Source organism: Chryseobacterium lathyri, assembly GCF_019970085.1.
Lineage (GTDB): Bacteria > Bacteroidota > Bacteroidia > Flavobacteriales > Weeksellaceae > Chryseobacterium > Chryseobacterium lathyri.
In genome coordinates this window covers 629,241-651,334 of the sequence record NZ_JAHXYG010000001.1, presented here as the reverse complement: position 1 = coordinate 651,334, position 22,094 = coordinate 629,241, and the positions used below count along the sequence as shown (strand labels likewise).

Genomic DNA, 22,094 nt, shown 5'->3' with positions numbered 1-22,094 from the left:
TTAAAATGGCAACAAACAACACACCTCCAAAAACCGCATTTACCGTAGGCGGATCACTAATAGGAGAAGGCATCATTAATTATAAAGAAACAAATAGTATGAATACGACAAATAATGCGTCCCAGACACTTTTCAGATTTGTAAGTTTAAGGAATCCCCAATTAACGGAAACTAAAAAAGAAAACCTAGGTTTCATCCACAGACCTGCAGATTTAGCCAGTGCTTTCGATAGTATAATCAATACCGATGATACTGCCCTTTCAAAATTTCAGGCTCTTGAACGTGCTTCAAAGACTTTCAATTCAACAGGCTATCAAAATGAACTTGAAATTGAAGAAGGAACTTTATCCGAAGCTTTGAGGATCGGTAGAAAAATAGCTAAAAAAGAAACGCTTTCCACAATTGACGAAAATACAGCCAAAAGCTTATACAGTAGCAGCAATATTCAGAATAAACTTGCTGAGGTATGGGATAATCTGATGTATCAGACTGTTACTCAAAGTAATTTTTATGTAAAGGAAGCTTTAATTCACATTTTAAAAGCATTACATTTCGGATATGCTTGTGATCTTCCCGTAACTCCGGAGCTTACAAAAATCAACGGCAGTGATTTAAAAGCTAAAGCATTAGAAGCCAGAGTCGTGCTTCCAATGAAGTTTTTCGGTGACGGATATGAAGGAGAAAGTACATCGGGAACAACCAATGGTAACACTTTTCAGGTAAATGTTTCTAAGATCGGAGACGGTGTTATCAATGGAACCCAGCAGTTATCCGTTTCAGCTACAGAACAGTTAAAAGCAGAAGGAGAAAGAATTTTAGATATTTCTAAAACAACATTGGAAAAGGACAACCTTGAAAAACTGAAAACCGAATTAGAAGCTGTTCAGAAGACTTACTATAAATTGAAAGCCAAAGCGTATGAAACTGCTTATGCAGAATATCAGGCACTTCATCAGACAGCTATTAATGACTATGAAACCAACGTTGAAAAAATCGAATCAAAAATCACAGAAACTACCACGCAAGAGGAAATTGAGGCTTTATACGGTGAATTAGGAGAACCTAATGTTCCGTCATTCAACTTTACCTACAAGGGAGAAATCAATTTTGATGATTTCAAAGCCAAGCTTTCTTTGGACTCTCTGAAATTATTCGTAAATATTTTTACAGAGTTGAGCAGCGGGACAAAGCCTGAAGATGGTTATGATTTTTCAATAATCGATGTTGTTTCAGACAGGGTTTTACAATTAGGACGCGGCGCTACCGTTTCGGTTACTGACGAATATGATACTTACGTCGAAGTTTTTGAAAAACTGGACGAGGAAATTTCTTCCAAAACACAGGAGTTATTCAAAAAGTCCCCGCTTCAGGAGCAAATGTATGCAAGTGTGGGCGGAGTTTTAATTCCTGTGGTTAATTCCACAAGCCCTTCTTCACGAATCGTTTCCAGATCATATTATCTGAAAGCATCTTATGAACCTACTTACTCAAGAAATCCGGGAGCCGTATCCTTTTATTATCAGGCAGAAACCAGCTCTTGGGGACTAGCAACAGTCAAAATAAACGCAGATACTGATTTTGGCACTTATGAAGAAACCTTCTCTAATATTGATGTTGTTGATAACAAAGTAACTCTACCTCTTTTCTTAATTGATAAATTTGGAAAGCTGATCAGAAGCCTTAAAATTAAAATTTACTTCAACAACGGAAAAGAAGCTTCATTAGACCTTGCTGATGTAGAAATCAACCAGCCTTACACGGGGATTTTATATACCGAAGAGATTAAGGATGGACCAGAAAATCCAGAAAACCCGACTGAAGGAAATCCTAAACCGGGAACTTTCATTCCGAAACATTTCGGGGTAAAAAGATTAGGAATTGCAGATTATCTGAAAGTTGTTCAGAGTACTCATGCTTACGTTCCAGGAGAGGTTACTCACATTGAGAATGTAATGGCAAAAGAGTTTAAGCAAAAATCTACAAGAAGATTAAGAAGAAGCGAAATACAGACTACGACTTCAAAATCTACTGAAAGAGAAACTCAGAGCGATACTACTACAACGACAAGAAACGATATGCAATCTGAAGTTGCAAATATAATCCAGAATCAAATAAATACTGAAGCACACTTCCGATATGGTGGAGGAAAATTACCTTATGAAGTAGGAGGTAGTTTCGCAGCAAATAATTCTAAAGAGAACAGTACAAGACAAGCCATTGCGAAATCTCAGGAAATTACTGAAAAAGCAACCGAAAGACTTCTTACTAAAGTTGCAGAGGAAAGAATCGAAAAAATCATTGAAGAATTTGAAGAAAATAATGCACATGGTTTTGATAATAGAAATGGCAATAAACATGTTATAGGAGTTTACAGATGGGTAGATAAAAAAATGAAAAACCAGATCTACAATTATGGAAAACGCACGATGTTTGAATTTATGATTCCGGAACCTGCAAAATTACACAATCTGGCAACAGCCTCCTCCAAATCCAGCACCTTAGTAGAACCTATTGATCCAAGAAAAGCACCTGCCCCGTGGACGATGCTAAACTCGAAGGAAGCCACAAAAGATCAATTAAAACATTGGGCTGATATTTATGGAGTAAAATTAACAGAACTACCTATAGAAAATGTAACGATCAATACCGGACAGATTTATGAAAAGCCTAATACGGACGGAGGTTCACAATATACAAGATCAATTACCATTACCGACAATTATAGCGCATATGCTGCAAAAGTCTATACTAACACAGTAAGAAATCATGCCTATGCAAGATCCGGATGGGTGCATGTGGAAGTAAGTAACTTCCAGGGATCGAGATTCGGATATGATTTCCGCTCCAGAGGAGATCAGAGACAGCTTTCGTTTAGCGGTCTGAATGTGAAAAATAACTTTGTTTTTGAATTTGTCGGAAACAACGTAGAATCTTTTGATTTTACCATTGTTCTTGACTGTAAACTTTCTGATGAATTTATGCAGGCTTGGAGACAGGAAAACTTCGACGCCATTATTAAAGCGTACGAAGCTGCCTATGCTGATTTCCTTGCTAAACAGAAAGAATTTGAAGAAAAGGCAAAAGAAGAGGAAGAAGCCAATAAAGAAAAGCTTGGTAATTTTTACCGTGATATGGAATCTGTCATTCTAAAGCATAACTGTATTGCTTATTTATTACAGGATTATCTGACAACATTAGGACAGCCGTTTACCGAAGGTGATCAGATGAGCAACTTCCAGGTAATCCTTGGGGAAAATCTTGAGCAATATACTGCGCTTGCTAAGTTTATGGAGCAGGCATTTGAATGGAGCATTATGGATTATACCTTCTACCCATACTATTGGGGAGACAGAAAAAAATGGCAGGAAATGTATCTTACCCAAAGTACAGATCCATTATTCAGAAGTTTCTTACAAGCAGGTATGGCAAGAGTAATTGTAACTGTTAATCCTGGATTTGAAGATGCTGTACAATTCTTTATGTCTACCGGAAGAATCTGGAATGGCGGTGAAGTTCCTGTAATTGGAGATCCTATGTATATGAGTATTGTTGATGAAATGCGTGAACCAGTTGGTTTAAAACAAGGAAAAGCATGGATTACTACCCTTCCAACTTCTCTAAATATTCTACAGGAAGATTCTGCAGGATTGAAAACACTGACAGCATTGCCATTTACAGAAGAAAATCCTGAAGAATTTGAAGTTCCTTCAGATTTAGTTACAGAGACCGAATTTGCCATCGTCGATTCTCAATTGAATTCCGGAAACGACAAATTTGTAGATAATATCGAATTAAATAACGGATTCCTTCAGTTAACCACTGATGACAATCCGAAAGAAGTGGTAGCACAGCTTCCTCTAGCTGATTTGAAAGAAGCACTTCAATAATTCTGTTGAAGCATATTTTATGGGCAGAGTGAAAGACTCTGCCCTTTTTATTAATCTTTAAAATTATTAAAAATGAAAAATACAGAATATAAAGATGTTATTGATGTCGGAGATGAAGCGCTGTCGATGGAGAATAAATTCTCCTATCCTGCATTTCCCTCTTTCAAAAATGCTTTTACTATTGGAGAAAATATAAGGGGGATGAATAATGTGGGTCCATTGGCAACCTATAAATTTTATAATCAAAATTCAAATGAGATTGCATCGAAATATTTTGTAGATGCTGATCCGCCAGAAAAAGGAACGTTTACTTATGTTTCAGATATTCGAAGTGATCTTACCCAATATATTAAAGATGTAAAAGATTTCTATTATTATGAGAAACAGGATGTGGATCATTTTGCATTTAAAGTAATACTTTTTTCCTCTACAGAAGCTACTAAACTTAAAGAATGCTTCGAGGTTTGCAAACCAAAAGGCAGGGAGATTTTAATGTTTATAGAAGACAACAAAGGAGACACAAGTGGAACATATGGCGCAATACGTATTTCTGAAGAACTTTTACAATTTTTCACAAACAAAGACAAACAATACAAAAATTATAATTTTTTATCTTATGACCTCCAGGATAATAAAAATGTATATGATTACCTAAGAAAATCTGTTCCCGGAATTACAGAAGAACAACTTACGAGTCTTTTCCACAAAGGATATATTGAAGATAAAAGAATTGGTCTTGTAAAAGATTTTTTTCAGCTTGCTTCCGCATTTTCCAGTGGGATGTCTTTTATTCCCGGTATGTCATGGCTTACCAATGATGCAGCAAGAACAGCAATGAGTGCTATTTTGGGTAAAGCTATACAATTGATAGAAAAAACACGATTAGAAGAAAACAGATGGCAGCCCAAGCCTCCCAAAAAAGAAAACGGTGAACAGGATGAAAACTACCGTTATGAGCCCCTTATATCTTCTGGGAAAGATGAAAACGGAACGATAAACATTACCCAACTCGCAAAAATTCTAAAAGGAATGCTGGAAGCACAGAATCTTGTCATGAGAAATGTTCTTTTAATAAGAAAAGATTTTAACAGCAATACAAAAGCTACGGGCATTTTAGAATTTTTGTATGCAAAGTATCTGGACTCTTACGATATAGCGTTGGGTGTCATTAATGGTCTTGAAGATCTTTCCGAAATGGAATTTCTTAAGCATGGCGCTCAAGCCTATAATGCATTACTTTGTGGTGTGTGGAACGGATTGATAGATGCCGTTTCCGGGTTATTTGCTCTTGTAAAAATGTTTTATGATGGTATTACACTAGGAAAAGATTTTGTACAGAATATACATAAGTATCTGCCGACTCTTTTGGAACAATATGACGAGACTATAGAGGCAATAAAGAATATTAGCTTTTCTGAAACAGCCAAATATATATACACTAAACTCAAGGAAATAAATCTTACATTTGATCCTGTTGCCTGTGCGTATTTTACAGGATATGTTTATGGCTTTATTATCTCATTGATTATTGAGGTTGTTCTAACAATCATTTTAACAGGGGGTACAGTAACAGTCCCGTTAATTATAGAAAAGCTGGAAGAGGCTATCTTCGGAATTTTCAGGCTAGGTTGGGGAATTGCTAAAGGTACGGCAAGAGTGGTACGAACTTTTGCTAAATTTGTAGTAAAATCTATTAAAGATGTTATCAAAGGCTTCCAGGAGTTGTTGAAATTTTTGAAACAAGGATGGCAGGAAATAAAAAGAATAATTGATGACGTTTTTGAAAAATCTTCCAAAGTGATAGAGGAACAGGCAGGTATTTTCATCAAAAAATTGCCTTCCAACATAGGAAAATTTGTAGATTTACTATCCAAGAATTTTCCTAAACTTCAAAAGAAAATTGTAGATGGCCTTTTGATAATTGAATTTAAAGGAAATATTTTAGCAAAAATAAACCCCAAGGGAATTATAACGGAGATAAAATATTTTAGAGAACTCAATAGTTACACTTATTTTACGGAACTAAAAAATATAAAAATAGAACTGGAAATAATAGATGATTTGGGAAGAAAAACTATTAAAAAGTATGAAGACACCGTAGAAGTAATGAAGAAGGGAGATGACGTAGGCTTTCGTGCAAAATTTGAAGAAGGAAAAATACGAGATGGTGAATATATTAACTATACTTATGGAAAATCCGGTAAAGATCCAGCATATGCAACAAATCCGTTAAGTAAATCTAAAACTGTAGATGTTACGTTACAAGAAGGTGATATTTTCTATATTGTAGAATATAAAGACAGAAGTTTACAAAGAAATGTTCCTGGCGGTTTTGGTTCCAAAGATAAAATCAATACTATTAAAGAATTACGGGAGGATATTGCTGTTAAAAAAGATTGGAAAGATGAAGCACGTGGTGAAATTGTTATCAGAACCTATACAGTCAAAGCAGGTAAAGAAATTCCATCTAGAAGTGGTTGGGTCGGCCCAATGCTTGAAGACACGCCAAGCTCTCCGTATTTTAATGAAGTTTTACCTGGAGGTAGTCATCAATATGAATTCATTAATGCTTGGGATAGTGATTTTGTACATTTAATCGATAAAATAGATGAAAAAATATTAAAATGAAAATATTATTTAATATAAAATACAGTTCAACTTGGGATAATGAAAATAACCCTTTGCAACTATCCGAAGGAAATATTGATACCCCTTCATATGTGAAATGGAATTATGAAGATATTGATTATGAAATCATTGGTAATGAAGATGATTTCATTTCTAAGATTTTCCTTTCCCAAGAATTTATAATAGCTTGTTATTCAAAAAAGTCAAAAATACATACTTTCCCTAACAATGTTATTATGTATAATCTTAAAAAAGAAATAATTAGAGTGATTCTACCACCAAAGCCCATTAATTGGGATAAAATTTCTCCAATTTATTCTATAGGTGAAATAAAAGAAATTGATGGAGAAAATTATATCGCTACATATATAGATACAGATAATTATTTCAGCAAAGAAAAAGGAGTAGAAGGGTTTATAGAAATAAGATGGTTAAATTTAAAAACCTTTGAATATCACCCTACGGAACATTCTTTTATAAAAGACTATGGAAGATAGATTAAGACTGCCCTTTTAGGGCAGTTTTTTCTAATAATACGGTGAAGGATTTGCGAACAGTCTAAAATAGTTTTTTCCAAAGTACATGAAGATGCCTCTTCAACTGGAACAAATGGTAGTATTTTGTACTTAGAAATCTTGTAGCTGTAGAGAGATTGACTATTTCAGAAATAGTAACGATTCAAAAAAATTTAGTCAAATCATTTAAGACATCTGGCGCTGGAATCAAAGATAATGCATTGGATGTTGCCGACTCTTATATTAAAGAGCTTATGAAATTTAAAGATCGTTTTGATTATATTCACTATAAAACATTATAAATTATGATAACAGATAAAGATTTAGAAATTCTATATTACATTAGTCCCAAAGAATATAGAGGAATATTAGATGGAGAACCACCCCCCTGTCGTTAGAAAATATGAATAAAGAAGAACATCTGGAAGAATTGTTATTACAATGTTCTTTAAATGATTTAGTGGCAACCATTATCAAAGTATTCAAAAACAAATATACCAACCCATTACCTATCTGGACAGGAATTGTAGATTATGACATGAAAACAAAAAAAGAATCATCAAAAAGAAAAGATATCAAAAAAGTACAATTTGACTTTAAAGATGGAGTAAAAACTGATTTCGGAGGAAATACTGAATATTTGGACAACTTATTTATGGAATTCCAAACGCCTTCTCAGGTTTTTAAAGATATTGTAAAAAATAATTTACAAGGGAAATCATTTACAGAAAATGAGCAAAATAGCAAAACTACCTTTGTTATTTCCAATAGTCCTATTTCAAAAATAGAAGTTACACCCATCTCTTTTCACTTATTTATAGATAAAAACTCCTTTATAGATTATGGACAATAAGGGTACAAAGGTTTCTAAAAAAAGCTAAAATAAAATCTCTTTTGTTCCAAAGAAGGATCAGAGCTGTATTAAAACTCAATGGTTAGGATTTTACAGCTTTGGTTAATGAAAGCATAAGATGAGTAAAAATAATTTTTCTTTTGAAAGAGGATCGTATACAGGAGATATATGGGGAAAACCTGATCCTGATTTTGTGATCTTAAAAGAGGATAAAAAATACGGAGTATGGTCTTTATTAGAGGAAAAATATATAATTTCCCTAGAGTTCGACAAAATCTAAAACTTTACCTCATATCTTTCCTTAGAAAAAAACGGACTATCTACATTCTATCCTAACATAGGCACTGAACCGAAATATCAAAAACTTGAGCCATATATAGAATATTTTGCCAGGTTTGAAACTCCGGATGGTAAAAAAGGCTGGGTGGATAGAAAAGGAAAAGAATATTTTGATCAATAATCAATAAGCCACAGAAACACTGTGGCTTATTATTTTTCTACTAAACTTCCCACAAAAAAATAAAACACGTCAAGTTTTGTCGTTTTCCCGAACTACTTTTGAAGTAGAAACAAATACACAAAAAAACAATCTTTAAAATTTTAAGCTTTTGAATTTACCATTTACAAAATGATGGATAGTCAGAACTATGTCTAAAAATCTGTAAAGACAAGAAAAATATAAATTAAGCTTGGAATACAGTTAGACATTTTCAAAAACAAATTGAACGTCTGAAAAAATTCTATTATAAGACTTTTATAATCTTACCTATTAATACAACAAACAAAATCACCTAATTTTATTATGAAAACAAAAGAAGACTTAAAACTATACTTCGAGAATGGAGACAAGCCCACACAAGAGCATTTCTGGTCCTGGCTGGATGCTTACTGGCATAAAAATGATTTAATCCCATTAAACCAAATTCAAAATAGTGATCAACTTATTCAGCAAAACAGCAGTTTTAAAGATTACATTAATCCAACTCTGGAAGTTGGGGCTTTGGCGCTTGCGGGCTCTGTTGGATTTCCTACAGGATCAACCACAAGAGGTAGGACGGATTCCTTTTTAGATATCCTTTATGCAAGCCAAATTGAACTGGTGGGTGATATGTTATTTCAAACAATTTTTTATTACACTGCTACAAATGTTTTTATTTCAAAACAAGATATAAACGCAAAAACACTTACTCCAACCATTCCTCCAACAGCAAAGAAATGGAAGGTTTCTGTATATCACATTAACAACACACAAACAGTCACTCAAACAGAATTAAATGCAATCAAAATTAGTTGCTACTCATCCGAGTCCATCACATTTAATGATATCGTAGAAAACACAAAAACATCTGCAAGGATTATATCAGAATACAATGGTTTTGAAATTAATTTAGGCGAGAGTATTGTGACAGAAACCGGAAGAATAGCGGTAAATAATGGCTTCAATTCTACCTCTGATACAGGAATAAGAACAGCTTTAATTCCTGTAGTTACCGGCAACTATTTGATTAGTCAAAAATCAGGGTATAAAATATCCCGTGTTGTTTTTTACAAGGATGGGGTCTTCGCCAACCAGAATGTGACCACAAATGAGTTTTCAGTAGATAATGCAACCACTAATCAGGTTAGAATCGTTTTTGAAAAGAATAACCCAACGGACATTATTACTGAACAGGATCGCCTTGATTTTACATACATTCTAAAAAATGTTAGTGCCAGTAAGTATGATCAATTATTAAATGAAACTAAAAAAAGCAAGCCGCTCCCATCCACTATTTATACGATAAATGAACAGGTTGCCATTCTAAACACAAATGACTCTGACATCAATTTTGATTTAGCTAATCGTAAGATAATTATTTCCGGAGGCGCAATAATTGACACTGGGAATACAACTGTGGGGAGGATAAGTTTGCCTACTTCAACTGTGGGTATAGATATGCCTTCCGCTGTAACAGCCGGTGTGGTGCTCTATAATAAAACAAATAGTACAATCATTGTTCAAAATCAAACATCTGCTCCTTTGTTGAATCATTTGGTTTTGTTTACTTATCGATATAGCGGTTCGTTTGCTAGTTTTTACGTAACCGGACTGAAAAATTATTGCGTAAATGGAGTTCCCATATCTCAAAAGGACACACGGCAAATGAATAAATTTGCAGTCGATAATTTCGGGATCAAATATTGGAGCGCTCCAGTTTATCCTGCTTTCAATCCTTTAACTCTTACGTCAAGTGTTCTTTATCCAATGTATGACAATGTAATAGCATCTTTTTCTAATAACGTGACAAAAACAGTTATAGGTCAAACAGAAGGGCCAACACCTTATGATATTTTGCGAATTGACATTTCATTTAACAGGAAGACACCACCAACGCAAAGACGTAGGAAGCCTCGCATATTTGTATGTGGAGGTATACACGGAGGCGAAAAATTAGCGGTTTATACCACCTATTTATTTTTTAAATTACTGCTTGAAAACCCCAATAAAGATGAAATGATAGATGCTTTACGCACTAATTATGATTGGACATTTATTCCTTTGGTTAATCCGTATGCTTTGAATATTGGGAATGTTGGCGGTACAGAGTCAGTGAGATGGAATCATAACGGCGTGGATATTAATAGAAACTTTGATTATCGATGGGCTGAATATGCAGACGGCGGCATTGGCTCACAATCCTATAAAGGTACTGCACCGTTTAGTGAAAAAGAATCACAATTAGTAAGGGATACTTTTAATTCCATCAAAACGGACACGGTATTATATATAGATTGCCATAATTTTGGATCGGGAGTAAATATTGATTATCGGACTGCTTGGTTTGCATCATCATTTAATACAATTCAAAATGCCATATATTCATTGTGTGACAGATTAGATGCCGAAACAAGGAAACGATACAGTTATTTGGCAAATAAAGATCTACTTGCTTTTTCCGATATTGATGGCAGTTCCCCAATGTCTCAGGCTTGGATGGGGAATCAGCAAGTAGTCGCTATGACAATGGAGACAGATCAGGGAGACTTTTACAACCCAACAGATCCATCATCCTTTAACAGTAATGTTATTACAAGAAGTATAGAAACATATGTAAATACATTTTATTCTTTGGGTAAATATGCTGTTGATTTTTATAACAGTAGGACATAGTGACTTATACCTAAAATATAACTTTAAATAATAAAAGCACCTGTCGAGATAGGTGCTTTTGAACTTCAAAAACTACTAAACACAAAATATCAATGTTGAGAGCAACTTTTCCGCTCTTTAACATCCATTAATTTGACATCTATTTGTCAGAATTATATAGCCTAAAGGTATATATAAGATTTTTTAAGGTAAGTTCTTATAAAAAATAAAACACGACACGTTTTGTCGCATTAAGCCTATATATTTGTCTTATAAAATTTTACCCTGAAACGCGGTGAAAAGCTGCATAAAATACAGACGAATGAAAAAAGATTTTTATCTGACACGATATGCCTTAATTATCAAAAGATTAGAAAGTTCTCCGGCTACCTATTCCCAGCTGGAAGACTATCTTTTAAACTCTTTTGAATTCCAGGATGCCGGGATCAAGAGCTACTCTATACGTACCTTGCAGAGAGATATCCGTGAAATTTCCGATCTTTTTAACCTCTCCATTCATAACAAGAAAAAGGGAGACAACCGGTATTATATTGAAAGCCGCCCGATCATGGAAGTGGATGAATACAACCAGAAATTGCTGGAATCCTTTCAGGTAAGCAATGCCCTGAATCTTCACCCGGACTTTTCAGATTTTATCTTTTTTGAAAGCAGAAAACCTACAGGGATAGAACATTTTTATGATCTTTTCTTCGCCATTCGTAATAAAAGAGTCGTTAGTTTTGAGCATTATAACTACAAAAACAAAGTCATGACCTCACGAAAAGTACATCCCCTGGCTTTGAAAGAATCGAAGGACAGATGGTATCTTATCGCCATAGATACCAAGGATAAGACCTTAAAATCATTTGGGTTAGATAGGGTCAATTATCTGGATGTGAGCGACAGCAAATTCCGTGAAAAGTATAACTACAATTTCAGAGAGCACTTCAAAAATGCATTCGGGGTTATGAATCTTGCAGAACAAAATCCTCAGAAGATCATTATGAAATGCAGCAGGCATCAGGGAGAGTATATCAGAAGTTTTCCGCTTCACCAGTCTCAGAAAGAAACCAAAGAAACACCGGAAGAGATTTATTTTGAGTTCTTCCTCCACCCTACTTATGATTTTATGCAGGAGATTCTTTCGTATGGAAAAGAAGTGACCGTATTAGAACCGAAATGTTTAGTTGATGACATCCGGACCCATCTCCAGGAATCTCTGAACCGCTATCTCGAAAGCTGATATCAAAGGATAAAAAGTTCTCATTTTTTTAATTATATTTACATAAATATACTCTTTTGAAAGCTTTAATCTTTTGTCTGTTTTGCATTACTTACTCTTTCTGTTTTTCGCAGCAGAAGGAAGAATTCCGGCAGGTTAAAAACTATTATAACCATCACAGGAATATGCTGAATACAGAATTTAAAAAGAAGTTTGACGCGGAAGCAGATTCTTTCAGAAAAGCCAATATAAAACTTGATTTTATGCTTTTCATGAAAAAGATGGACAGCATTGAAAACGTAGCCATGATAGGAGCTTTATTGAAAGTAAGAAACCTTGAAGACCTGCAGACCCTGAAGAGTCCAAAAGGCATATCGGAAAACACTATTGAGAAAACTGCTGTTTTTGATAAATCTGCTGACTATCCTGGCGGATTTAATACATTGAGACAGGAAGTTGCCAATCTTTTCTATACCGGAGGTGTTTATACTGAAACCAAAACAGTAAAAACAAATGTGGGTTTTATTGTTGAAAAAGATGGCAGTATCAGCAATGTACACGCACAGGGAGATAATTTCACCTTCAACAGACAGGCTGAAATTGCACTGTATTCCGTTTCGGAGAAATTTTCTCCGGCAGTTAGCAAAGGAGATCCGGTAAGGTATTACCTCAGGCTTCCTTTAACCTTAACTATTGAAGATTAAAAATGTTTACCGACGAATATTATATGAAAATGGCCCTGCAGGAAGCAGAGGCTGCACTGGAAAAAGATGAGGTTCCCATAGGATGTGTCATTGTTTCCAATAATCGCATCATTGCAAGAGCTCACAATCTCACGGAAACATTAAACGATGTAACTGCCCATGCAGAAATGCAGGCCATTACTTCCGCCGCTAATTTTCTGGGTGGGAAATATCTGATCAACTGTACCCTTTATGTAACCCTTGAACCCTGTGTGATGTGCTCCGGAGCCTTGGCCTGGTCACAGATCTCCAAAGTCGTAATTGGAGCCAGAGATGAGCAAAGAGGATTTATCAACAAACACCTTTCTTTGCATCCCAAAACAGAAATGGTAACCGGAGTAATGGAAAATGAGTGCTCAACGATCGTTAAAGAATTCTTTAAAAGCAAAAGATAATATTTTAGAATTTGATGCCCGCTTCCACGAAAGACTCAATCATTATTTGTTTTTTAAGATAGAATACATCATGACATCAATGTATTTGCCATCTTTTTTAAGATGTTGCTTTAGCAAAGCTTCTTTTTCCATCCCTATTTTTTCCATGATTCTTCCGGAGGCCGGATTGTCTAAAAAATAAGTTGCATAGATTTTATTAATCTGTAGTTCATTAAACCCAAAATCAATTAAAGCTATAGCAGCTTCGGTGATATATCCTTTGTTCCAGAAAGGCTTTCCCATCCAGTAGCCAAGCTCGGCTTTGTCATCATCCCTGTCGTGAAGACCAATGGCACCTAAAATCTGTCCTTCCTTATTTCGGACTGCAAAAGTATATCCTGTATTGTTTTCAAAGGATTCCCGGGACATTTTCATCCAGAACCTAGCATGTTCCCCTGTATAAGGATAAGGAATATTGGACGTAACATCTGAGAAAATTTTATCCTGAAGATATTCAGTTACAAAAGGAAGATCTTCTTCCTTCAGCTGGGAAAGAATTAATCTTTCCGTTTCTATTGCCGGGAATTCTTTTAATTTTCTCATAATACGTTTTGGTTCATTGAAGTTTTCCTATAAGTCTTTTCCTAAAAAATAAAGCCCTTTCAGCGTATGGAGCCTGTCCATTACATGAATTTTTTCCGTCAGAGGCTTATAAACATGGGAAACACCGCCCGTTGCGACTACAAAACAGTCGTCATTCACCTCATCGTTGATGCGGTCTATAAAACCTTCTACCATTCCCAGAAATCCGTATACCATGCCGCTTTGCATACAGGTTACCGTGTCCAGACCCAATACGGATTTAGGTTTTTTCAGCTCAATATCAGGAAGCTGGGCAGTTTGGCTGATCAATGAATTTAAAGACGTTACAATTCCAGGGGCAATGATTACTCCCAATGTCTCTCCGGTTTCCGTTACACAGCTTGCCGTAAGAGCCGTTCCAAAATCTATGATGATCTTCTTCCGGTTTGGGTAAAGATTATGGGCAGCCACAAGATTGGCATAAATATCCGTTCCCATCTGTTTGGATTTTGCCTGAACACCCGAAGGCGTAGACCGGTCTACAATCACAGGCTGAATACCATGGATCTTTTTGATCGCCGAACCCATGACCTTGGTAAGCTGCGGTACTACAGATCCTATGATGACTTTACTGATATCTTTCGGTTCTACTTTGTAGGTCTGATAAAGCATGAGAATCTGTACATACAGCTCATCTACCGTTCTGTACGGCTTTGTATTGATCACCCATGAAATATCACAGTTGTCTCCATTGAAAAGTCCGAATCTGATGTTGCTGTTCCCTACGTTGATTACAATTGAATTCATTTACTTCTTTTTCAGTTGCTCTATTTCTGCTTTTAAATCTTTGATCTGCTGTTCGTAAACTTCAATCAATTTTTTGGAAACCTCAGAATATTCGTAATAAGTTTTATAATCAAATCCTTGAAAACCACTTGCACTATCATTATTTTCTTGATTAAAATTTTTTTGTGAATTTGTATCTAAAAACTCATCAAGAGGTGTTTCCAGGATTTTAGAAATATCAACCAGTCTTTCTACCGTAAGTTTGGTTTCTCCGGTTTCTATTTTCCTGTATGCTGAGGTACTGAGATCCAGGTCGTGAGCCATATTCTCATAAGAAAAGCCTTTTCTGGTACGGATCTCCGCAATCTTTTTGATAATCTTTTCCATAATAGTAAAAATATTTTTCGTAAAAGTAATAATTTTTCCGAAAAAGTGTGTTATGCATATAGGGAAATATTTTAGGTTTGTCATAATTCTCTATGTGAAGAGAATTATTTTATATATTTAATAACTTAAAAACACAACCAATCTATGAGAAAAAATTTAGTTCTCCGGCTATTTCTATTGATAGCCCTCAGCATTTCGCTGTACTCCTGTATTCATGATGAAACTTTAGCTTCGCCAGATCCGGTGTCTCAAGAATATACCAATAAGAGCCTATGGAAAGAGGATGAGAAATACATCAGGAATGTCAAAAAAATTTTTGATCAGTATGCCAACAAAAGCTATTTCTCCGGCAAATACGGAAATGTACTTTGGGACTATGCCCTCACTATGGGTACATTTGATGAAAGCTTCCTGGAAGTTCCTATTTCCAGAAATGGAAAGATAAATTTCGTCCTTACTGCAGAGCGCAGAGGAGACAGGGTATTTTTTAAAATAAAAAACGAGCAAAGCTCTAATGACTTTTTTGATGTATTGGTTTTTAAAGACCGAAGCCAGCTTAAAGGAAACATTGTAAGTGGAAGCGGAGATGGAATTTCCTCAAAATCGGAATGCTATAACGTAACCGCTACCTGGACATGGACTAATGAAACAACCGGAGAAGTAATAGCTTCTTATGTATACACTAAAACTAGATGTACATCTACCGGTCCTATTTTAACAGATCCTACCACACCAGGTGACTGTTTAGAGGAAGACTGTACAGGAGGGGGTACAGGAGGAGGTGGATATCCTTATCCTAGTAACACGGCCAATACTAATCCTTGTGAGAAAACAAAAAACGACCTAAATAAACCGGATGTACAGCAGGGTATTAATATTATAAAAGCCCAAGCACTTAAAACTCTTAGTGATGTAAATGCCGGAGAAATTGGTTTTAAAGAAAAGAAAGATGGGACTTTGGCTCCTGCAGATGTAACTGGGGCACATAAAGTGGTATTCAATGATGTTACTGACTCTTATGGTGGCTATCATAATCATACAGCGGAAGGAACCCATATGTTTTCACCGCCGGATATTCAGGCGTTATTGGGGTTTGCAGCAGCACAAAGTCTACAGGATGGTGTAGGAAATGCATATCTTGGCATGATAGCTGCAGAATGGTGTAATACTTGTCCTGATCCAAAGAATATACTACATTATGTGATTCAATATACAGGTGCAGCTTCAGATTTAGGAACAGGAGGGAACCATGTGTATACAGAAGCAGATATGAACGAATTTATTGATGATTATCAGGAAATTATAGATAACTTAAAAAGTAAATCTAAAAATGGAACAACTTATATAAAAAATTCTGGAGATCTCAATCAGAAAGGATTAGAAAAATTATTTTTTAATACATTAAAAGTGATGAAACTTGATGGAAAAGTAAATTTACAGCGAGTGGAAGCTAACGGAACTGTCAATACTGTAACCTTAGATAGTAATGGTACGCCTACAGGAACGCCTTGTCCTAATTAATCAATTTAAAATAAAAACAATATGAATATATTACAATCAAAAATGTTACTTGCATTGGCATTAATCTTAAGTTTGATGTCTTGTAAAGCTCAAACTTTGCCTCTCAACACTGCTTTATTAGATATTCCGAATGGTGCTTATATAAAAGATACAAATAATGAATTAGCTCCATATATAGGAACTTATAAAACTAACTTCAATGGGAATGAAATTACTTTATTCCTTACTAAACAGGAAAATAAGCTACAAAAACGATCATCAAAACAATTTTACAGGGATGCTTTAGTAATAAAGTATATTGTAAAAAATTCTTCTGGAACTATTCTACAAGATACGCAGAATAATAATTTAGACATTGCCTCTATATTTAGTATTGGCACTGAACCTACTGAAAATACTATTACTTTTGTTTATAGAGGAACTCATTGTAATGTAGGTTTTGGAGAAATTAAATTGAAGAGAATTGATTCAACTCAAATCTCTTGGCAATATCGTCCTAATGATATTGTTACAACAGCAGCTAAATGCCCTCCTACTTTGGACACAAAAATTTATCTTCCTGAAACAAAAGATTTAATTTTTACCAAGCAATAAATAAAACCTCCAATGGGAGGTTTTTTAAAATGATGAAATATGAAAACCATTTTTTTATTTTGTATAGTTTTAGCTACTACATTTTATAAATCTCAAACAGTAACTGTGCGAGGCATTGCTAAAGACTCTTTAAAAATTAACAATATTATTGGAATTGTTGTTAATGATACTATAAGAAAATTTAGAGATAAAGCATTTAAAGATGAAAAATTTAAAAGTGAGAACTGGAATAAGTATGAGGAATTGGTGAAAAATTTTAGTACCTCACCAGATTTTCCCAATGGAAATTATACAATAACAGCAAAACTTACTGATACATTATATTTTTATAAGCGTCGATATATAACGCAAAAATATAAAGTTGCGGATATAATTAAAAATAATATAAAAGTAATTTTAGCACCTGCACCTTGTGTTCCGCATAAAAAATGTGATCAAAAAATCCCATCAAAACTATATGCTTTTATAGGAAAAAGAATAGAGGTGACCTTTATTGATCAATCTAAATACTGTGGTCTGTCATTGGATAGTGAATATAAAGCTGAGTATAAAATTGAGCAGGAGTTTTCTGATCATTATCCCAATTCATCAATCTTTTTTACGGTGTATGATCATAATAGCCAGTATGAATATGACTTTAGAAATTATGAAACTATATTGATTTTTGTTGGAGAGTATTGTGGTGATTTAATTAAAGATTATTTTTTCCCTGTATATAAAACAAAAGATGGAAGATGGGCAGCTCCTATTGATACTTATGTAGAACATTACTATAAATCTGATCAATTCGTTCCAACAAACATTACCTTTGATAAATCAGTAGCTTTTGATTTATTAACAAGTAATAAAAATCCATCTAAAGACCAAATTGCTCAATTAAAAAAAATCAAATTCCCTGAAAAATATTATAAAATAGAGAATGGAAAAGCAATTCCAATCATGGGAAGATTTGCAGAAGATTTAGTAAAACTTTGGAAAGAGATTTCTGGAAAGAATAAATAATGCAAAAATTTCATCAGAATATTGACCAGATAATATTGTTACAACGGCAGCAAAATGCCCTCCAACATTGGACACAAAAATTTATCTTCCTGAAACTAAAGATTTAATCTTTACTATGCAATAAGCAATGTCTCTTCGGAAGCATTTGTCTTGAATCACAGATTATGAAAAATAGATTACTTATACTATTTTTAATGGTCATTTCGTTCAAGCGTGGGAAGCAGATAATTATTTAAGGGAATGACATTATATATTAAAAAAACCTGAGCCTGAGATTTAGAAGATTGGAAACATTTAATTACCTTTAAAACTGAAAATATTTTTATCCTGCTTCCATGAAAAAATTAATGCTGATTGTAATCTTTTGTATTAGCCTGAATACTTTTGCCCAGAGCGGAAACCAGGTAAAAGATATATTTCTTAAAATAAAACAGGAATCAAAGATTGACCGGAACGACAAGGCTGTTTATGACCTTCTTGACGAGTTTTATACTAAAAGCCTGCAGGCAGAAAATGACGAAATGACTCCGGAAACGGTTCAGAAAATTGAAAAAATGGCCTCCAATCCAGATACGAAAAATCTTCATATCCTGTTATTGTTCCTGATGTATCAGCAGCATCTCAGCCGCACTTCTATGGTCGGAAAGGCACCTGATACAGAATTCCAGATAGAGGCTATCAAATTATTAGAGAATGAAACCAAAGATATTTATGGAAAAATACCTGCTATTATTTATATCTACAAATCTGAAGCCCTAGACGGAGGAGGAAAGAAAGAAGATGCTAAAGCTACAGTAGATCAGGGGCTAAAAGAATATCCGGATTCAGTTCCTTTAAAAGTATACCGCTACCTCAATACAAAAGATGAGGTTTTAAGAAATGATCTTGTAAAAAATCATCCTAATCACTGGATGGTCCTGCAGTTTGGGATAAAATAAAGGTATTTGGATTTCAGACATCAGATCTCAGATCTCAGATATGAGAGGTTTTTCGGTAATAATGTGGTTGTGAATCGTGAATTTTGCTTCGCAAGTCAATCGTGAAGGCTTCTAAAGATATGTGATTTCGACATCAGGTTTCAAATTGAAAGACTTAGTGAAAGACTTTAATACAATAAAAAACCCACAGAACTTTCTGTGGGTTTTTATTGTAATTGTATAATCTATTGCTTTACTTCTACAATATTATCATCCGTATTGACATCTGCTATTCTCTGGCTGAAATCTATTCCTAAAACAGACAGCTGAGCTTTCGTATAAGGAATTGTCAGCGTATATTCTTTCTGAGTCCAGGGCCAGTAAGGCATCGTCTTAAAATCGCCGTAAACATCTTTCTCCTTCCATGCATGGGTCATATTCAAAGGAATCTGATAAGTAACAATCTTTTTATCTGCAGTCATCACATTGAAATCAACAGGCATAGGAACTTGTCCATTATTAATCAAAGTAATGGTTGTGGATTTTGCATCGTACTTCACATCTTTGATTCCATAATCAATGGTTTTTGTGGTGTTGATCCAGTAATTATGGAACCATTTCAGATCCATTCCTGAAACTTTCTGTGCAATGTGAAGAAAATCCCTGTCGGACGGGTGTTTCATATGCCACTGGTCATAATATTGCTTTAAGGTTTCGGCAAGTTTTTGCTCACCCATAATGTAGCCTAGCTGTACGAGGTATAATTCCCCTTTCACATAGGAAGCATAGGTATAAGCAGTCCCATTATCATGGTGGTCCCCCAGCCATACGGCAGGTTCTTCAATTCCTTTTTTAACGAAATTTCTGTATGCATTCACGGTATTGGCAAAAGGATTCGGAAGTTCTTCCGGAAACAGCTGATACATCACATAACCTTCTGCATAGCTGGTAAATCCTTCATCCATCCACGGACGTACAGATTCGTTGGTTGCCAGCATTTGCTGATACCAGGAGTGTGCCCCTTCATGAGCCATTAAGCCCATTAAACCTTTAATATCCTTAGCTTCTCCCAGGATCATCGTACACATTCCGTACTCCATACCGCCATCACCACCCTGGATAAAAGCATAGGTAGGATATACATATTTCCCGAAATGGCTGTTCATCAGCTGAAAATATTTGATGACATAAGGCTGTGCTTCTTCCCAAACTTTTGTTTTCTCATTCTGCTGATATACTAAAAATACTTTCGGCCCTTCCGGAACGTCAAAACTCTTTACAACATAGTCTCTGTCTGCACTCCATGCGAAATCCAACATATTTTTTGCAGTCCATCTCCATGTTGCTTTCTTATCTTTTTCGGCTTTGATTTTTGCATTGGTGTCATAACCTTTAACTTCTGCCGGGTTTTCAAGAATACCTCCTGCTCCGATTACATAGTCTTTGTTGATCTTGATGGTAACATCAAAATCCGAGAACGGGGCATGGAATTCTCTTCCGATATAGTCAAATGTTGCCCAGCCATCATAATCGTACTCTGCAATTTTCGGATACCACTGCGTCATGGTCATGTCAACTCCTTCCCTGTTGTTTCTTCCGCTTCTTCTGATCTGCTGGGGAATCACAGCATCCCATTCCATGGTGAAACTTGTAGATGAATTAGGTTTAACCGGTTCTGCCAGATAGACTTTCATGATCGTTTCCTGAATCTCAAACTTCACATCTTTTCCGTTTTGTTTAAGCCAGTGAATATTTTGTGCTCCTTCCTGATCTTTAGGAATGGAAGCTAATCTTGAAGTCCCATCTTTTTGCAATCTTGAATCTCCATTTTTACCTTGACCTGCAACTCTTTGATCCATCATGGAATTGGGTTTAAAAGCATTCCAGTACAGGTGGAAATATACCACATTGAGCTCGTCTGGCGAATTGTTTGTGTATTCTAAGGTCTGATTTCCCTGGTAAGTAAATTTTTCAGCATTTACATCAATATTCATCTTGTACTTCGCACTTTGCTGATAGTAAGCTCCTTGCTGAGCCTGAAATTGAGAAATGATAAACGCAAAAATGATTGCAACCGATTTTTTCATTTAAAATTTATTTTTTTTAAAGATAGGTAATTTGTGTAAAAGCCTCAAATATGGGACTATTTTAGGGCTTTTTAATCCGTTATAACTTTAGATGGGTTTTCTTCCAGATGGTTAAGCTGCGCGTGCAGGTTTTGCTTTTTTTAAACACTAATGACACAAATTATAGATGAGTCAGCATTTTCTTAATTAATGTGATTTGCCCTAAATGATAGTAAGCATGTTCAATTATTCCATCGATATTTCTTCTGTAGGTCCCGTATTTTTTATCTACGAAAACCTCATCAAGTTTACTGTCAGCCATCTGTTCAACTAATAATGCAAACTTTTCTGAGTCTGTCCAAAGCCTATTTAAAAGCGCTTCCCATTGCTCCGCAGATTCAATAGGCGGAAGATCAAAACTGAATTGATCTTTTATTTCGAGCTCACCGCCTTCCAATACATTAACAATTCCGGCTATATAATAATGGATATGAAAAGTAAGCATAGCAATCGTATTTAAAGAATCTATTTTAGCAATGGCTTGTTTCCATGTTACATCTGAGAGTTTATCCTTAAAATTAGTATTGGCGATCCAGTAACCATCAAGCAAGACTTCCCTGAATCTTTTTGATAACTGTATAGTTGAACTCATTATTTAAAATTTATGTTTTTTAAAGATAATTAATTTATTTTTTTAATTTCTCACAGACAAATTAATACACAATTTTAAGCACTAATCATTCATGAGCCTTGTCAAGGTTTAAAACCTTGACAAGGCTGGTTCTAGAATTTGAATGAAAAGTATAAGCATTTTTTAAAAGATTAAACCGGTAACTTACAGATCAGTATCTCCAATCATCTTAATTTTCTTATTTTCGCAGATTAAA

18 protein-coding genes are annotated in these 22,094 nt (G+C 34.9%); 13 read left to right on the top strand and 5 right to left on the bottom strand.

The window, feature by feature from the left end; genetic code table 11:
• The first annotated feature begins 5 nt into the window (after positions 1–5).
• The 9 genes from LC418_RS03025 (at position 6) to LC418_RS02985 (ending at position 13,373) form a co-directional block, all read left to right on the top strand.
• Positions 6–3,887 (top strand): hypothetical protein, encoded by a 3,882-nt coding sequence (locus LC418_RS03025; RefSeq protein WP_223558057.1) that lies wholly within the window; start codon positions 6–8, stop codon positions 3,885–3,887.
• A gap of 72 nt (positions 3,888–3,959) precedes the next feature.
• The gene (locus tag LC418_RS03020; RefSeq protein ID WP_223558056.1) at positions 3,960–6,515 is read left to right on the top strand and encodes a phage tail family protein; all 2,556 of its coding nucleotides are present in this window, start codon (positions 3,960–3,962) and stop codon (positions 6,513–6,515) included.
• Positions 6,512–7,012 carry a hypothetical protein gene (locus tag LC418_RS03015; RefSeq protein WP_223558055.1) on the top strand — a complete coding sequence of 167 codons (501 nt, stop codon included), beginning with the start codon at positions 6,512–6,514 and terminating at the stop codon, positions 7,010–7,012. The genes LC418_RS03020 and LC418_RS03015 overlap by 4 nt, the downstream gene beginning before the upstream one ends.
• Positions 7,013–7,433: 421 nt before the next feature.
• On the top strand, positions 7,434–7,883 hold the full coding sequence (locus LC418_RS03010) for a hypothetical protein (protein WP_223558054.1): 450 nt from the start codon (positions 7,434–7,436) through the stop codon (positions 7,881–7,883).
• A 118-nt stretch (positions 7,884–8,001) separates the two neighbouring features.
• A complete protein-coding gene (locus LC418_RS03005; RefSeq protein WP_223558053.1) occupies positions 8,002–8,163 on the top strand; it encodes a hypothetical protein in 162 nt (53 codons plus the stop codon).
• Positions 8,164–8,685: 522 nt separating this feature from the next.
• Complete coding sequence (locus tag LC418_RS03000) at positions 8,686–11,034, top strand: M14 family metallopeptidase (RefSeq protein ID WP_223558052.1); 2,349 nt, start codon at positions 8,686–8,688, stop codon at positions 11,032–11,034.
• Positions 11,035–11,335: 301 nt separating this feature from the next.
• Positions 11,336–12,256: a helix-turn-helix transcriptional regulator gene (locus tag LC418_RS02995; RefSeq protein WP_223558051.1), complete on the top strand. Its 921-nt coding sequence runs from the start codon at positions 11,336–11,338 to the stop codon at positions 12,254–12,256.
• Positions 12,257–12,312: 56 nt separating this feature from the next.
• Complete coding sequence (locus tag LC418_RS02990) at positions 12,313–12,939, top strand: hypothetical protein (protein ID WP_223558050.1); 627 nt, start codon at positions 12,313–12,315, stop codon at positions 12,937–12,939.
• A 2-nt stretch (positions 12,940–12,941) separates the two neighbouring features.
• Complete coding sequence (locus tag LC418_RS02985) at positions 12,942–13,373, top strand: nucleoside deaminase (protein ID WP_111954364.1); 432 nt, start codon at positions 12,942–12,944, stop codon at positions 13,371–13,373.
• Positions 13,374–13,415: 42 nt separating this feature from the next.
• Here the strand turns inward: LC418_RS02985 and LC418_RS02980 are convergent, their stop codons facing one another.
• The 3 genes from LC418_RS02980 to LC418_RS02970 are packed head-to-tail and all read right to left on the bottom strand — an operon-like array spanning position 13,416 to position 15,107.
• Positions 13,416–13,955, bottom strand: a complete 540-nt coding sequence (locus LC418_RS02980) for a GNAT family N-acetyltransferase (RefSeq protein WP_223558049.1) — start codon at positions 13,953–13,955, stop codon at positions 13,416–13,418.
• Positions 13,956–13,982: 27 nt separating this feature from the next.
• Entirely contained in the window at positions 13,983–14,741 is a 759-nt protein-coding gene (locus LC418_RS02975) for a type III pantothenate kinase (protein WP_223558048.1), read from the bottom strand.
• Complete coding sequence (locus LC418_RS02970; RefSeq protein ID WP_223558047.1) at positions 14,742–15,107, bottom strand: helix-turn-helix domain-containing protein; 366 nt, start codon at positions 15,105–15,107, stop codon at positions 14,742–14,744.
• Positions 15,108–15,251: 144 nt separating this feature from the next.
• Between LC418_RS02970 and LC418_RS02965 the strand changes: the two genes are divergently transcribed.
• The 4 genes from LC418_RS02965 (at position 15,252) to LC418_RS02950 (ending at position 19,162) form a co-directional block, all read left to right on the top strand.
• Entirely contained in the window at positions 15,252–16,628 is a 1,377-nt protein-coding gene (locus LC418_RS02965; RefSeq protein WP_223558046.1) for a hypothetical protein, read from the top strand.
• A gap of 21 nt (positions 16,629–16,649) precedes the next feature.
• The gene (locus LC418_RS02960; RefSeq protein ID WP_223558045.1) at positions 16,650–17,222 is read left to right on the top strand and encodes a DUF6705 family protein; all 573 of its coding nucleotides are present in this window, start codon (positions 16,650–16,652) and stop codon (positions 17,220–17,222) included.
• Positions 17,223–17,261: 39 nt separating this feature from the next.
• Complete coding sequence (locus LC418_RS02955) at positions 17,262–18,224, top strand: hypothetical protein (RefSeq protein WP_223558044.1); 963 nt, start codon at positions 17,262–17,264, stop codon at positions 18,222–18,224.
• Positions 18,225–18,559: 335 nt separating this feature from the next.
• Complete coding sequence (locus tag LC418_RS02950) at positions 18,560–19,162, top strand: hypothetical protein (RefSeq protein WP_223558043.1); 603 nt, start codon at positions 18,560–18,562, stop codon at positions 19,160–19,162.
• Positions 19,163–19,386: 224 nt separating this feature from the next.
• On the opposite strand, the gene LC418_RS02945 is transcribed toward LC418_RS02950, so the two are convergent.
• Both LC418_RS02945 and LC418_RS02940 read right to left on the bottom strand, forming a co-directional pair.
• Positions 19,387–21,228: a M1 family metallopeptidase gene (locus LC418_RS02945; RefSeq protein WP_223558042.1), complete on the bottom strand. Its 1,842-nt coding sequence runs from the start codon at positions 21,226–21,228 to the stop codon at positions 19,387–19,389.
• A 160-nt stretch (positions 21,229–21,388) separates the two neighbouring features.
• Positions 21,389–21,859: a DUF1572 domain-containing protein gene (locus tag LC418_RS02940; protein WP_223558041.1), complete on the bottom strand. Its 471-nt coding sequence runs from the start codon at positions 21,857–21,859 to the stop codon at positions 21,389–21,391.
• Positions 21,860–22,094: the final 235 nt, after the last annotated feature.